At 70.2% G+C, this 13645-nt stretch carries 15 protein-coding genes; 6 read left to right on the forward strand and 9 right to left on the reverse strand.

All coding sequences use genetic code 11. The features are described 5' to 3' along the window. Nucleotides 1-102: 102 nt before the first annotated feature. The gene (locus OG331_RS08095) at nucleotides 103-495 is read right to left on the reverse strand and encodes a PPOX class F420-dependent oxidoreductase (protein WP_406193414.1); all 393 of its coding nucleotides are present in this window, start codon (nucleotides 493-495) and stop codon (nucleotides 103-105) included. A gap of 89 nt (nucleotides 496-584) precedes the next feature. Beyond that, on the reverse strand, nucleotides 585-1760 hold the full coding sequence (locus OG331_RS08100) for a MalY/PatB family protein (protein ID WP_406193417.1): 1176 nt from the start codon (nucleotides 1758-1760) through the stop codon (nucleotides 585-587). Between the two features lie 185 nt (nucleotides 1761-1945). On the opposite strand from OG331_RS08100, the gene OG331_RS08105 reads away from it, so the two are divergent. Continuing rightward, a complete protein-coding gene (locus tag OG331_RS08105; protein WP_406193420.1) occupies nucleotides 1946-3304 on the forward strand; it encodes a S1 family peptidase in 1359 nt (452 codons plus the stop codon). 8 nt (nucleotides 3305-3312) lie between these two features. On the opposite strand, the gene OG331_RS08110 is transcribed toward OG331_RS08105, so the two are convergent. From OG331_RS08110 to OG331_RS08125, 4 genes are all read right to left on the reverse strand, one after another. Beyond that, nucleotides 3313-3900, reverse strand: coding sequence for an EamA family transporter (locus tag OG331_RS08110; RefSeq protein ID WP_406193423.1), 588 nt, complete (start codon nucleotides 3898-3900; stop codon nucleotides 3313-3315). 87 nt (nucleotides 3901-3987) lie between these two features. Then, nucleotides 3988-4176 carry a hypothetical protein gene (locus OG331_RS08115; RefSeq protein WP_406193426.1) on the reverse strand — a complete coding sequence of 63 codons (189 nt, stop codon included), beginning with the start codon at nucleotides 4174-4176 and terminating at the stop codon, nucleotides 3988-3990. Between the two features lie 85 nt (nucleotides 4177-4261). Continuing rightward, entirely contained in the window at nucleotides 4262-4447 is a 186-nt protein-coding gene (locus tag OG331_RS08120; RefSeq protein ID WP_328884230.1) for a hypothetical protein, read from the reverse strand. Nucleotides 4448-4547: 100 nt separating this feature from the next. After that, nucleotides 4548-5708 (reverse strand): ROK family protein, encoded by a 1161-nt coding sequence (locus tag OG331_RS08125; RefSeq protein WP_406193429.1) that lies wholly within the window; start codon nucleotides 5706-5708, stop codon nucleotides 4548-4550. A 190-nt stretch (nucleotides 5709-5898) separates the two neighbouring features. Between OG331_RS08125 and OG331_RS08130 the strand changes: the two genes are divergently transcribed. The 4 genes from OG331_RS08130 to OG331_RS08145 are packed head-to-tail and all read left to right on the forward strand — an operon-like array spanning nucleotide 5899 to nucleotide 10377. Beyond that, entirely contained in the window at nucleotides 5899-6864 is a 966-nt protein-coding gene (locus OG331_RS08130) for a carbohydrate ABC transporter permease (RefSeq protein ID WP_406193432.1), read from the forward strand. Between the two features lie 18 nt (nucleotides 6865-6882). Continuing rightward, nucleotides 6883-7800 carry a carbohydrate ABC transporter permease gene (locus tag OG331_RS08135; RefSeq protein WP_365063649.1) on the forward strand — a complete coding sequence of 306 codons (918 nt, stop codon included), beginning with the start codon at nucleotides 6883-6885 and terminating at the stop codon, nucleotides 7798-7800. A 22-nt stretch (nucleotides 7801-7822) separates the two neighbouring features. Then, nucleotides 7823-9160 carry an ABC transporter substrate-binding protein gene (locus tag OG331_RS08140; protein ID WP_406193435.1) on the forward strand — a complete coding sequence of 446 codons (1338 nt, stop codon included), beginning with the start codon at nucleotides 7823-7825 and terminating at the stop codon, nucleotides 9158-9160. Between the two features lie 14 nt (nucleotides 9161-9174). Next, nucleotides 9175-10377, forward strand: a complete 1203-nt coding sequence (locus OG331_RS08145; protein WP_406193438.1) for a Gfo/Idh/MocA family protein — start codon at nucleotides 9175-9177, stop codon at nucleotides 10375-10377. Between the two features lie 32 nt (nucleotides 10378-10409). Here the strand turns inward: OG331_RS08145 and OG331_RS08150 are convergent, their stop codons facing one another. Further along, on the reverse strand, nucleotides 10410-11111 hold the full coding sequence (locus OG331_RS08150; protein ID WP_406193441.1) for a L,D-transpeptidase family protein: 702 nt from the start codon (nucleotides 11109-11111) through the stop codon (nucleotides 10410-10412). Between the two features lie 160 nt (nucleotides 11112-11271). Further along, nucleotides 11272-12069: an SDR family NAD(P)-dependent oxidoreductase gene (locus OG331_RS08155; RefSeq protein WP_406193444.1), complete on the reverse strand. Its 798-nt coding sequence runs from the start codon at nucleotides 12067-12069 to the stop codon at nucleotides 11272-11274. Between the two features lie 50 nt (nucleotides 12070-12119). Here OG331_RS08155 and OG331_RS08160 point away from each other — a divergent pair, with 50 nt between their 5' ends. Further along, nucleotides 12120-12668, forward strand: a complete 549-nt coding sequence (locus tag OG331_RS08160; RefSeq protein WP_406193447.1) for a hypothetical protein — start codon at nucleotides 12120-12122, stop codon at nucleotides 12666-12668. On the opposite strand, the gene OG331_RS08165 is transcribed toward OG331_RS08160, so the two are convergent. Next, entirely contained in the window at nucleotides 12659-13573 is a 915-nt protein-coding gene (locus OG331_RS08165; RefSeq protein ID WP_406193450.1) for an SDR family oxidoreductase, read from the reverse strand. The genes OG331_RS08160 and OG331_RS08165 overlap by 10 nt on opposite strands. Nucleotides 13574-13645: the final 72 nt, after the last annotated feature.

Below are 13645 nucleotides of genomic sequence, written 5' to 3' on the forward strand. Positions count from 1 at the left end.
GACGGACGGCACGGGCGGTCGTCGGCACCATGCTCACTCGACCCGGGCGGGAACCCTCCCGAAGCGCTGCCGCTGCCCCCTGGGCACGGCCACCACCGGCGGTCAGCCGGCCGGCGTCAGCGTCAGGCGGATGCCGACTGTGCCGTTCACGCCGCGGCGCAGTCGGCTGCCGAAGAGGGTGAGGCGGCCGGTGATGCCGTACTTGCGGGTGATGAGCCGGCGGTAGTGGGCGCTGGTGGCCTCGTCGCAGATCTCGGCGGTGGCGGGGACCTGGTCGCCGGTCGGCCTGCCGCGCAGGTCGCAGGGGCCGACCAGGACGTCGGCCCGGGCGCGGATGCGCTTGACCTTCCACGAGTCGGCCACCGTCCACACGCCCAGGGCGTCTCCGTCGCGGACCACCCAGACCGGCGTGGCGACACCGGTGCCGTTCTTGCGGTAGCTGGTGATGAGCAGGTACTGGCCCGCGCCGAGAGTGTCGAGCGACGTATCGTCCATGGCCCGCAGTTTAGGCAGGGAGGGTGCGGGCGGCGCAGGTGGGGACGACGACAACAGGGGCGCCCACAGGGGCGCCCCCACCGTGCGGCTCAGTCGAGGGCCGCCGCCATTCGACGTACGCCCTCGGTGAGCAGCTCGGGTGATGTCGCCAGGTTCAGCCGTACGTGCCCCGCTCCGCCGGTGCCGAAGGGGATCCCGGAGCTGAGCGCGACCCGGCCGCGCCGCAGGAAGACGTCCGCCGGGTCGTCGCCGAGGCCGAGGGCGCGGCAGTCGAGCCAGGCGAGGTAGGTGGCCTCGCCCGGCCGGTGCGTGATCGCCGGGAGGTGTTCGGCCAGGAGGTCCGCGAGCAGGCGCCGGTTGTCGTCGAGGCCCGCGAGCAGGGCGTCGAGCCAGTCGGTGCCGTAACGCAGGGCGGCGCTGTGGGCGATGATGCCGAGGTGGCTGGGACCGTGGCTGACCTCTTCCGGCATCCGGTCCAGGTCGGCGGCGGCCGCGGGTCCGGCGATGGCCAGGGCCGCCTTGAGGCCGGCCAGGTTCCACGCCTTCGACGCCGACATCAGCGACAGCCCGTTCTCGGCGCCGGGGACGCGCAGATACGGCACGAAATCGACGCCGCCCGCGGTGACCGGTGCGTGGATCTCGTCGGCGACGACGCGGACGCCGTGGCGGTCGGCGAGTGCGGCCACGGCGGCCAGTTCGTCGGCGGTGTGCACGGTGCCGGTCGGGTTGTGGGGGCTGCACAGCAGGAAGGCGGCGCGTCGGCCGCCCGTGGTCGCCCGCCGGAACGTCTCGTCGAGAGCGTCGAAGTCGATGCGCAGGTCGGCGCCGAGCGGGGCCTCGACCACCTCGCGGTCCATGTGCTCGACGAACATGTAGAACGGCGGATACACGGGTGAGTTCACGACGACCGGATCGCCCGGTCCGGTGACCAGTTTGAGCATTTCGACCACGCCGAGCATCACGTCGGGCACGATCGCCGTTCGCTCCACGGCGACCTCCCAGCCCCACCGCTTGTCCGCGAAACCGGCGAGCGCCTCGGCGTAGCCGGTGCCCGCCGGGTATCCGGTGTCGCCGAGCTCGAGGGCGTCGGTGAGCGCGCGCACGATGGGCTCGGCCAGCGGCACGTCCATCTCGGCCACCCACAGGGGCAGCACGTCCTCGGGGTAGGCGCGCCACTTCATGCTCGTACGCGATCGAAGGCGGTCGAGGGTCAGTGCGCGGAGCGGATTCGGTTCACCGGACATTTCGTGCGGAATCCTGGTCATGAGGCACAAGATAGGGGGATGTGCCGGTGTCCGGGAACGGTGAGGACGCGCAGGGGCCGGTGACGGGCGGTGAATTGCCCGTGCGGTGAACACGCGCGTCCCGGGCCACGTATGGAGTGAGGGTGCTCAACCACGGGAGGGCCCCGCGGCGTTGACGCCGCGCTGTACTGGTTCGGGAGCCATGCATGAGGCACGCACGACGACGTCTCGTCCGGCGAGTGACACGGCTGGCGGCGGTCGGCGGACTCCTCCTCGGAGGAACGATGGTCACACGCGCCGTGGCGAGCGAACCTCCGGACGCCTCGGCCGTCCCGCGCACCTACGCCGCGTCGGCCGGCGACTCCGGCAGCGAGCTGGTCGCACGGCTGGGCACGTCCCGTACGGCGGGCAGTTGGATCGGTGCCGACGGGAAGGCGGTCGTCGCGGTCACCGACGAGGGTGCCGCCGCCGAGGTGCGCAAGGCCGGCGCCCAGGCGAAGCTGGTCGACCACAGCATGGACGAGATGAAGTCGGCGACGTCGACGCTGCGTTCGGCGCCCCGGGTGGCCGGTACGGCGTGGGTCATGGACTACCGCTCCAACGAGGTGGTCGTACAGGGCGACAGCACCGTCTCCGCGGCGGACTGGTCCCGGATGACGAACCTCGCGGCGGACATGGGCGGCTTCGTCCGCATGGAGCGCACCGAGGGCGCGTTCACGACGCGCCTCAACGGGGCGTTGCCGCTGCTGTCGACGGCCGGGCGCTGTTCGGCCGGCTTCAACGTGACCGACGGACAGCGCGACTTCATCCTCACCGCCGGGCACTGCGGGCCGAACGGTTCGGTGTGGTTCGCCGACAACCGGGGCCGGCAGCAGATCGGGCAGACGATCCAGCAGAGCTTTCCCGGTGGCGACTTCTCCCTGGTCCAGTACGCGAGCGGGGACGCCGGGGCCGGGGCCGACGTCGTGTCCATCGGCGAGGGCAAGGGCGTGCGGATCACCGGCTCGGCCGATCCGGCCGTCGGACAGAAGGTGTTCCGCAGTGGCAGCACGAGCGGGCTGCGTGACGGCGAGGTGACGGCGCTCAACGCCACGGTCAACTATCCCGAGGGCACGGTCACGGGCCTGATCGAGACGAACGTGTGCGCCGAACCTGGGGACAGCGGCGGTCCGATGTTCTCCGAGGGGGTCGCGCTGGGTGTGACGTCGGGGGGCAGCGGCGACTGCAACGCGGGCGGTACGACGTTCTTCCAGCCCGTCACCAAGGCGCTGGCCGCGCTCGACATGAAGCTGATCGTGGCCGCGCAGAACGGCTCCGGCCAGGGCGCCGCTCCGGCCCCGTCGCAGGACGCGGGCGCGCCCGGTGACGCGTCGCCCGGTTCGTCGGCGCCGGTGGCGGGCGAGGCCGCCGTGACGCTGCTGTCCCGGCTCGCGGACCCGAAGAACGTCGGCCCCGGTCTGCTGGTCATCGCGGGCAGCCTGGTCGCCCTGGCGGCGACCCGTTTCATCCGCGCCGAGCAGGACCGCAAGGCGTACCGGCGCTACTACTCGGCGACCTGGGGGTGAGTGGCCCGTCACCCGAGGGTGAGCGGAAGGGGCGCCACCGCCGCTCCGGTCAGCCCGATCACCCGGCGCACGGTGAGGGGTTCACGCAGCAGCACGAATCCCAGGACGACGGGCAGCGCCGGGTGGAGCGGGGCGAGGACCACGGCGACGGCCGGCAACTGCCGCTGGGCGGCGAGCAGGTAGAGGATGAGGCCGAGCGCCGCTCCCGCGCCGGCCAGCAGCGCCTCGCCGCACCTGCGCCTCGGCAACCGCAGTTCACGGCCGAGCCGGAATCCCACCGGCAGCATCACCGGTACGGCGGCGACGCGGCCCGCAGCGACCGGCCAGAGCCCGCTCGACGGCCCCGCCCGGCCGAGCGCGAGGTACTGCACGGCGACGCCGGCACCGGCGCGCAGTCCGTCGGCAACACCGCCTGCGGCCCTTGTCCCGGGTCGGCTCCCGTTGCCCTCCGGACGCGGGCCGCCGCGGTCATCCGCGACGAGCCGGAGCGCGGGCACGGTGACGAGGAAGCCGGTCCGGGCGAGCGCGCCCGGCCGGTCGCCGGGCAACAGCACCCCGCACAGCACGGACAACGCGACGGACGTGACGGCGCTCACGGGCACGCCGGTGCTCATCGGGCGCCGGCTCAGGCCCCGGTTGACGAAGTGCGTCGCCGCAGCGCTGCCGACGCCGGACAGGGCGCCTCAAGCCAGATCGGTGAGACTCACGTCACCGGCAGAAAGGAGGAGGGCGGCTGTGGTGGCGAGGAGCAGGCCGCCGACCTGGCCGATCAGGGTGACGGCGGCGAAGTGTGTGCGCCGGGAGAGCATTCCGCCGGCGAAGTCGACGATGCCGTAGCAGACGGCCGAGGTCAGTGCGAGGAGGGCACCCATGGGATCAGGGGTGCCCGCGCGGGGCGTTGCGATACGCGGCGGGAGGGGCCGAGGAGGATGCTCGGGCCTGCGCCGAGGCGAGCGGTCAGGCCGCCTTCGCCGGCTGCAGGGCCGCGGCGGCCCACTCCAGGACGAGGCGCTGGTATTCCTCGCGCTGCTCGACGCTCAGTGTCCCGCCCGACCGGCGCCACAGCGCCCGGATCTCCTCGTTGACCTCGTCAGCCGATCGATCGGAGGCGATTTCAACAGTGGTGGACATGCTGTGAAGCATACGGCGCCACAGGTGAAGGCCATGTGAGCAAGACTGCGCAATACGGGCATACCGGACAGTGTTGCTGATCACGTCCATCTGTCCCCGCAGACCGCGGAGTTCAGGCGTCCGTCGCTCCCAGCACCAGCACCTGGATCGCCAGAACGGCGGCGCCACGGGCCCAGTCGTGAAAATCGGACACCTTGGTCTCGAGGTCGATCGACGCGGCCAGCGGATGCCGCTGGGCGCGGATGGTCTCCGTCACAGTCTTGCCGGCGACGTCCATGAGGCCCACCCCTTCTCCCGCGAGAAGGATCTTCTGCGGCAGCACGAAGTTGGCGATCTGGGCGACCAGGGTGCCGAGGGCGCGGGCCGCCTCCTCGACGACCCGGGCGGACATCGGCTCACCCGCCGCGGCACCCTCCAGGATCTCCTCGTACGTGCGGTCGCGACCGGTGGCGGCCTGGACCTGGTAGCGGATGCTGGGGATGGTCAGCAGGGAGACGGCGCTGCCGCGCGCCCCTTCGGGGGTCAGCGGGCCGTTCGGGTCCACGATCCAGTGGCGGCCGAAGCCGCGGTCCTCCTCGGCGTAGGGCACCCGCTTGCCGCCGAGGACCAGTCCGTAGCCGATACCGGCGCCGATGGTGAGGACGACGAAGCGGTCGAGGCCGCGGCCGGCGCCGAACCAGGTCTCCGCCTCGACGAGGGCGGCTACGTCGTTCTCCACCACGACCGGCAGCCCCGTGCGTTCCTCGACCAGTTCGGCGAGCGGCACCTCACGCCAGTCCAGGAACGGGGACTCCCCGACCACGGCCCGGTCCTCGACGAAGCCGCCCACACCGATGCCGATCCCGGCGAGCCGCGGGCGGTCGCCGGCGAGCGCGTCGGTCATCTCCCCCAGCAGGTCCACGACCGCGGCCGGTTCACGGGTGACCAGCGGGCGGTCGTAGCGGGCGACGATCTCGCTCCTGAGGGTGGTCAGGACGCCGTAGACCATGTCGTCGGTGATCTTGAAGCCGAGGAAGGAGAGGGAATCGGCGACGACGTCCAGCGGCTGGGACGGGCGGCCCTGACGCACCTCCGCCGGAACGCCCGCTTCGGGCACCTCGACGAGGAGGCCCGACTCGATCAGCGGTTTGGTGAGCCGGGTGAGGCTGCCCGCGGACAGGTCGAGCCGCCGGGCGAGCTCGGTACGCGACAGGGGACCGCCGACGAGCACCTCGATCGCCACCGAGCGTTCACCGGGACTGAGAGGGGGCCAGCTGTCGGCTACTGGGGTCATGGTCGTCAGGCTCCCACATGATCTTTCTCTGGTTTTGCTCTCTGATTTTTTTCTATGCGAAACCAACAAGACCAGTCTAGAGCGGTCCTGCTGGCTTGAAGAAGATGATTGCGCGCCCCTTGACGGCTGGATTCTTCCGCGACGAAAGTAAGTGGCGCCGAGGACGAGCCGCAGACGAGGGAGTCTCCTGATGACCATCGCCTCCAGCAGCCCTCCTTCGCGCCTGCCGCTGGGTGGCGCCGAGGGAGCGGGGACCAAGTCGAGGACGCGACGGGCGCGCTCTCGCGAGAACGAGGGGGACGGGCGGCTCGCCGCGGTGTTCATCGCTCCGGCGATGCTGGGCTTTTTGGCGTTCCTGCTCTGGCCGACGCTGCGGGGCATCTACCTGAGCTTCACCCGCTTCAACCTGCTCACGCCGGCGGAGTGGGTCGGCCTGGACAACTACGTGCGGATGGTCCACGACCCGATCTTCTGGGAATCGCTCGGGGTCACCGTCGAGTACGTGGTCATCAACATCGGCGTCCAGACGGTCTCGGCGCTCGCCATCGCCGTACTGCTGCAGCGGCTCACCCAGTCGGCGGTGCTGCGCGGGATCGTGCTCACGCCGTATCTGATGTCGAACGTCGTCGCGGGCATCGTCTGGCTCTGGATGCTGGACACCCAACTCGGCATCGGCAACGAGATCATCTCGGGGATCGGCGCCGACCGCATCCCGTTCCTCGCGGACGAGGCCTGGGCGATACCGACGATCGCCCTGATCAATGTGTGGCGGCATGTCGGGTACACCGCGCTGCTGCTGTTCGCCGGTCTGATGGCGATCCCCAACGACATGTACGAGGCCGCGAAGGTCGACGGCGCGAGCGAGTGGCGCATGTTCTGGCGGATCACGATGCCGCTGCTGCGACCGGTCCTGGCGGTCGTTCTGATCATGACGGTGATCGGTTCGTTCCAGGTGTTCGACACGGTCGCCGTGACGACCGCGGGCGGACCGGCCAACGCCACGAACGTCCTGCAGTACTACATCTACGGCGCCGCCTTCGGGCGCTTCCAGTTCGGGTACGCCTCGGCGATGTCGGTGGCCCTGCTGGTCGTGCTGAGCGCGATCACCGTCCTGCAGTACCGGCTCACCCGGGCCGGCCAGAGCGACCTCGGCTGAGGGAAGGGAGACACCGACATGGCTGCCGTGGCAGACACCACGACCGTACGGCGCGTCAGGCGCAGGCCCTCCTTCGGACGGGCCGTGGCCTGGGCGGTGATGGCCGCCGTCGTGCTCATCACGCTGTTGCCGTTCTACTGGATCCTGCGCACCGCGCTGTCCTCGAACACCGCGCTCGCCGCCCACCCCGGCGATCTGCTGCCCGTGGATCCGACGACCGGAGGCTTCGAGCGGGCGCTCGGTCTGCAGTCGGCCGAGGAAGCGATCGCCCAGGGCGGTTCGGGCGGCGGGCTCAAGTTCTGGCGCTATCTGATCAATTCGGTGATTGTCTCGACTCTGATCACCGTCTGCCAGATCTTCTTCTCCGCCATGGCGGCGTACGCCTTCGCCCGGCTGCGCTGGCGCGGGCGGGAGAAGGTGTTCGGACTGTTCCTGGCCGGGCTGATGGTGCCGGCGATCTTCACGCTGCTCCCCAACTTCGTACTGATCAAGCAACTCGGGCTGGTCGACAACCTGTTGGGGGTGGCCCTGCCGACGATGTTCATGACGCCGTTCGCGGTGTTCTTCCTGCGGCAGTTCTTCATGAACGTGCCGCGGGAGGTGGAGGAGGCCGCCCTGCTGGACGGGGCCGGAAAGATCCGGATCTTCTTCCGGGTGATGCTGCCGATGGCGGCCACGCCGATCCTCACGCTGGGCCTGCTGACGTACATCACCGCCTGGAACGACTACTTCTGGCCGTTGATGGTGTCCTACAGCGACAGCTCGCGCGTGCTCACCGTCGCGCTGGCCATCTTCCGGGCACAGACCCCGCAGACGGGCTACGACTGGTCCGGCCTGATGGCGGCCACGCTGATCGCCGCCCTTCCGATGCTCGTGCTGTTCGGCTGCTTCGCACGGCGCATCGTCAGCTCCATCAGCTTCACCGGCGTCAAGTAAGGGGACTGGGATGCGAGTTCGGATGCGTACGATCCTGGCCCTGACCGGGGCGATGGCGCTGTCCCTGGCCACCGGCTGCGCGCAGGGCGGCGCGGCCGGGTCGGGCGGGAACACGGTGACGTACTGGCTGTGGGACGCCAATCAGCTGCCCGCGTACCAGGCCTGTGCGAAGGGGTTCGAGAAGCAGAATCCGGGCCTGAAGGTGAAGATCACGCAGATGGGCTGGGCCGACTACTGGACCAAGCTCACCGCGAGCTTCATCGCGGGCACCGAGCCGGACGTGTTCACCGACCACATCCAGAAGTTCGGGCAGTTCGCCGATCTGAACGTGCTCGAACCGCTGGACGACCTGGGTATCGACGACTCCGCCTACCAGGCGGGGCTGGCCGCCAACTGGAAGGGCCAGGACGGCCATCGCTACGGCGCGCCCAAGGACTGGGACACCGTCGCCCTCTTCTACAACAAGAAGATGGTCGAGGAGGCCGGGCTCACCGCCGACGGGCTCGACGGCCTGTCCTGGAACCCGAAGGACGGCGGCACCTTCGAGAAGGCCATCGCGCATCTGACCGTCGACAAGAACGGCAAGCGCGGCGACGAGAAGGGCTTCGACAAGAACAACGTCAAGGTGTACGGGATGGCGACCGGCGGCGCGGGAGACGCGGACGGCCAGACCACGTGGAGCCCGTTCGTCGCCTCGGCGGGCTGGCACTACACGGACCAGGCGCGCTGGGGCACCAAGTACCAGTACGACAGCGGGACCTTCCAGTCGGTGGTCGACTGGTACTTCGGACTGGCGAAGAAGGGCTACCTCGCGCCCTTCACCGACTACACCGACGGCGCCAACCCGGCCAACGCCCAGGTCGCCTCCGGCAAGGCGGCGACCGCCTTCGACGGCGCCTGGATGATCTCCACCTACTACGGCACCAAGAGTCTCGACGTCGGTACCGCACCCACGCCGACCGGCCCGACCGGCAAGCGGGCCACCATGATGAACGGCCTCGCCGACTCGATCACCAAGAACGCCCGCAACAAGGAGGGCGCGAAGAAGTGGGTGCGGTATCTCGCCTCGAACGAGTGCCAGAAGGCCGTCGGCGGCTACGGCATCGTCTTCCCCGCGACCCCTGACGGCACCGACGCGGCCGTGGCCGCGTACGGGAAGAAGGGCATCGACGTGTCCGCCTTCACCGAACCGGTCACCGACAGGAAGAACTCCACCACGTTCTCCTTCCCGATCACCGACTACGCGGCGGACGTGTACTCCCTGATGCGCCCCGCGATGCAGGACGTCTACGCCAACGACGCCCCGGCGAGCGGCCTGACCAGGACCAACGACCAGATCAACCTCATCCTCGGCCAGTGAAAGGCACACACTCCATGACGTTCTCCCTCGGCATCGTCGGCGCCGGCCAGTTCTCCGGCCAGTTCGCCACGCTGTTCCAGGCCCACCCCGGTGTCAGCGACGTGTACGTCACCGATCTGCTGCCCGAGCGGGCCGAGCAGCTCGCCGACGCACAGGGACTGGCCGGCACCTTCCCCTCGTACGAGGCGATGCTGGAGTCGGCGGCCGTCGACGCGGTCGCCATCTTCACCCAGCGCTGGACCCACGGCCCGCTGGTGCTACAGGGCCTGAACGCCGGCAAGCACGTCTACTCCGCGGTTCCGATGGCGATCACCACGGAGGAGATCGCGGCGATCATCGACGCGGTCAAGGCGACCGGCCTGACGTACATGATGGGCGAGACCAGCGAGTACAACCCGGCGACCGTGCACGCGCGCAACCAGATCGCCGAGGGCGCCTTCGGGCGGCTCTTCTACGCCGAGGGCGACTACGTCCACGACATGGACCTGGGGTTCTACGAGGCGTACCAGTACAGCGGCGGCGAGAACTGGAAGGCGACCGCCAGCTATCCCCCGCTGCTGTACCCGACGCACGCGGTGGGCGGTGTGCTCGGGGCTTGGCGGACACACGCGGTGAGCGTGTCGGCGATCGGGGTCGTGGACGACCGGGGCGACGGGGTCTTCGACAAGAGCGTCAGCCAGTTCGGCAACGACGTGTCCAACGCGACCGCGCTGTTCGAGGTCGCGGGCGGTGGCTCGTTCCGTACGAACGAGTTCCGGCGGGTCGGCTACCCGTCGCACATACGGGAGTCGCGGTTCCGGTTCTTCGGCACCGAGGCGAGCATGGAGCAGCTCGCCACTGTGGCCTTCTGGCAGGACAAAAAGGGCGTCAAGGACATCAGCGAGCTGCTGGAGCCCAAGCCCACCATGTCCCCCGACGACCCGTCGCTCCAGCACATCGCGCCGGAGCTGCGGGCGGCCTTCACCTCGGGGTCGGCGCCCGTGCACGACCGCGCCCGGCTGCCGCGGGCCTTCGACAACCTGCACAACGGCCACGAGGGCAGCCACCACTTCCTGGTGGACGACTTCGTGACCGCGGTCAACACCCGCACCCTGCCGTCCGTGAACGCGTGGGTGGCCGCCCGCTACACCCTGCCGGGCATCGTCGCGCACGAGTCCGCGCGGCAGAGCGGGGCCAGGCTGGAGATCCCGGACTTCGGGGACGCGCCCGAGGCGTGACGTTCCTGCGCGAGCCGGGTGCCTGGCGTGTGTCAGGTGCCCGGCTTGCGGCCGTACACGTAGACGTCGTCGCCGTTCTTCAGCAGCGACCAGTACTTCTTCGCGTCGGTCTTGGTCATGTTGACGCAGCCGTGCGAGCCGGGCGGGTTCCACATGCTGACGCCGACCGAGTGGAAGGCCTGGCCGCCGTCGAAGAACTGGGCGTACGGCATCGGCACGTTGTAGATGGTCGAGACGTGGTCGATGTTGCGCCAGTAGATCTTCTTCAGACCGGTGCGCGTCTCGTAGCCGTTACGTCCGGTACGGACCGGCACCGGGCCGTACACCAGCTTCTTCCCGTCCTGGATCCAGCTCAGCTGGAGCGAGAGGTTCACGCAGGCGATGCGGCCCTTGTTGACGGGGCACTTGCCGTCCTTGTTGGGGTTGTTGCCGACGGCCTTCTGCTTGTTCATGAGGTCCATCACGCCCCATGTGACGGGCCCCGCGTAGCCGGCGTTCGGGGTGATGCCGTGCTTGGTCTGGAAGGCCTGGATGGCTTTGCAGTCGGCGCTGGACTGCTTGCCGTCGACCGGGCGGCCGAGGAACTTCTCCACCTTCTTCTGATAGGGGCCGGCCTGCGTCGTGCAGCTCGGAGCCGCCTGCGCCGGTGCGGCGGCAAGCGTCAGCGCGAGCGGTGCGACGAGTCCTGTGGTGATGCCGAGTGCGACGGCACGCCGTCTGCGTATGTCCCCCATGGCCGGGCCTCTCCCTTGGGTGTTCCTGTGGACTTCTGCCAGGTAGACCGCTGTACGGGGGCTTCGGTTGTGGCGCGCGCCGGGCTGTGACCGAACGGTGAAATTTCGCCAGGCCTGAATGTGACCTATGTGGTCTGGCTCACTCGGTGAGCGGGGAGTTTCAGGCGTCGCCAGGGCTCCGCACCGCAGCCCGGAAACCGGTGTTGACCGAGGTGAGGCCGCCGTCGACCGTGAGGCCGGCGCCGGTGATCCAGGCGGCGTCGCGGGACGCCAGGAAGGCGACCGCGGCGGCGATGTCCTCGGGCTCGCCGACCCGGCCCAGCGGGTACAGCGGGCGGATCGCGTCGAGTTCCGTCTCCCGCCCCTCCCACGCCGAGGTCCGCACCGTGCCCGGCGTCACCAGGTTGACGCGGACTCCGCGCGCGGCGGCATGCCCGGCGAGGGTGCGGGTGAGGGAGCCGAGGCCGGCCTTGGCGGCGCTGTAGGCGTGGTTGCCGAAGTCCTGCATGCCGTTGACGGAGCCGATGTTCACGATGGCTCCGCGGCCGGTGGCGGCCAGCTGCGGGAGGGCGGCACGGCAGCAGCGGTAGGTACCGGTCAGGGTGATGTCGAGGTCGCGGGCCCACGCCTCGTCCGGACCGTCCTCGAAGAGCGCGGTGTCGGGTGAGCAGGAGGCCGCGCTGTTGACCAGGACGTCGAGCGAGCCGAAGGCATCGACGGCGCGGGCGACGGCCGCCTCGACGGACGCGAGGTCGGCGACATCGCATGCCGACGCCTGCACCGCGAGTCCGTGCCCCCGCAGTTTCGCCGCGGTCCGCTCGGCCTCGGGCCCGTCCACGTCCGTCACGAGCACGCGGGCCCCCTCCTCGGCGAACCGGCGGGCGGTCGCCGCGCCGATGCCGCGGGCCGCACCGGTGATCAGGACTCCGTGACCTGCGAAGCGCGTTGTGTCCGTCATGGACCGAACCGTGGTGCCGGAAGGATCATCCGGGCAGATAGCGTGCGTCCATGTCCGTGTTCATTCAGCAACTCCCCGCGCTCATAGGCGTCGTGATCGGCGCGCTCGGTTCGTACATGGCGGTCGTGCGGGGCGACCGGATGAGGTTCCGGCGGGAGCAGACGGCACGTTGGGAGGAGCGGCGGCTCACGGTGTACGCCGAGTACGCGCAGTCGGTGAAGAAGACGGTCACGGTGACGTACCGGGTAGCCGCCCGGGCGGGCGTCGACCCGTACCCGGACCCCCTGAGTCTCGAAGAGGCCCAGCCGCTGCTGGCCGAGGCGAGCATCCGCCGGGACCCTTCGGGTGAGGCGCTGCTCATGCTGGGCAGCCGCGAGGTGGTGGAGAAGGCGCGGGTCTGGGTCGTGGCGGCGATGGAGATGGAACGGTTCGTGCGGGAGGGCCGGGACGACCGTGCGGCCTGGCAGGAGCTGCTGGAGCGGCAGCGGGCAGGCCGCGAGGGCTACTACGCGGCCGTACGCGACGATCTGGGCCTGCCGCCGGGCCACTCGGCGCGCTGGCCGCTCCCGGTCATGAACCCGGTGCCGCCTCAGCGGTAGCCGGTCGTGTCCGCCGGTTTGCCCGCGTCCTGGACCTCCACGAGGTACCGCCAGGCGTCGGGGCGGCTGCCGTCGAGGTCCGTGAAGCCGTAGACCGGCGCGAGCTGCCCGCTGGAGAGGGAATCTCCGTTCCAGCGGGCCACGTCGGGGTCGGCGGCGAGGGCGGCGACGGCGCGGCCCACGTAGCGCGGGGTCTCGGAGATGGCGAAGTGCGGGACGCGTTCCAGGGCGTCGCGCCAGTTGTCCTCGCGCACCTCGAACGCGTCGAGCATCATCTCCGAGCGCAGCCAGCCCGGGGTCAGCGCGACGGCGGTGGCGCCGCGCGGTCCGAGTTCATGGCCGAGGGAGAACGCCATGCGCAGGACGGATGTCTTGGCGAGGTCGTAGAAGAAGGAGTTCCGGTAGTTGCCGCCGTTGTACTCGGCCGTGCCGTCGGTCATCTCGACGACCAGTCCGCCGGGGTGGCGCAGGAGCAGGGGCAGGGCGTGGTGGCTGGTGATCGCGTGTGTCTCGACCCCGAGCCGCAGCAGCCTGAGGCCCTTGTCCAGGTCGTGCTCCCAGACGGGGCTGTCCCAGGCGAAGAGTTTCTCGCCGCCCCAGACGTCGTTGACGAGGACGTCGAGGCGGCCCTGTTCGTCCGCGATGCGGTCGACGAGGACGCGGACCTGGGCGGGGTCGAGGTGATCGGTGGGTACGGCGATGCCGTGCCCGCCCGCTTCGGTGACGAGGTCGGCGGTGTCCTCGATCGTCTCGGGGCGGTTGTACTCGGAGCGCCGGGCACGCGTGCTGCGTCCGGTCACGTAGACGGTGGCGCCGGCCGCCCCGAGCTCCACGGCGATGCCGCGCCCGGCGCCCCGTGTCGCGCCTGCGACGAGTGCGACCTTGTCCTTCAACGGCTGTGCCATGTCCGGCCTCCCGACCCTGTGCGCCCGACCCTCTGCGAGCGATGTCGTCTTCGAGGGTGCCGGGTAAGCCGG

The sequence above is a fragment of the Streptomyces sp. NBC_01017 genome (assembly GCF_045162795.1).
Lineage (GTDB): Bacteria > Actinomycetota > Actinomycetes > Streptomycetales > Streptomycetaceae > Streptomyces > Streptomyces machairae.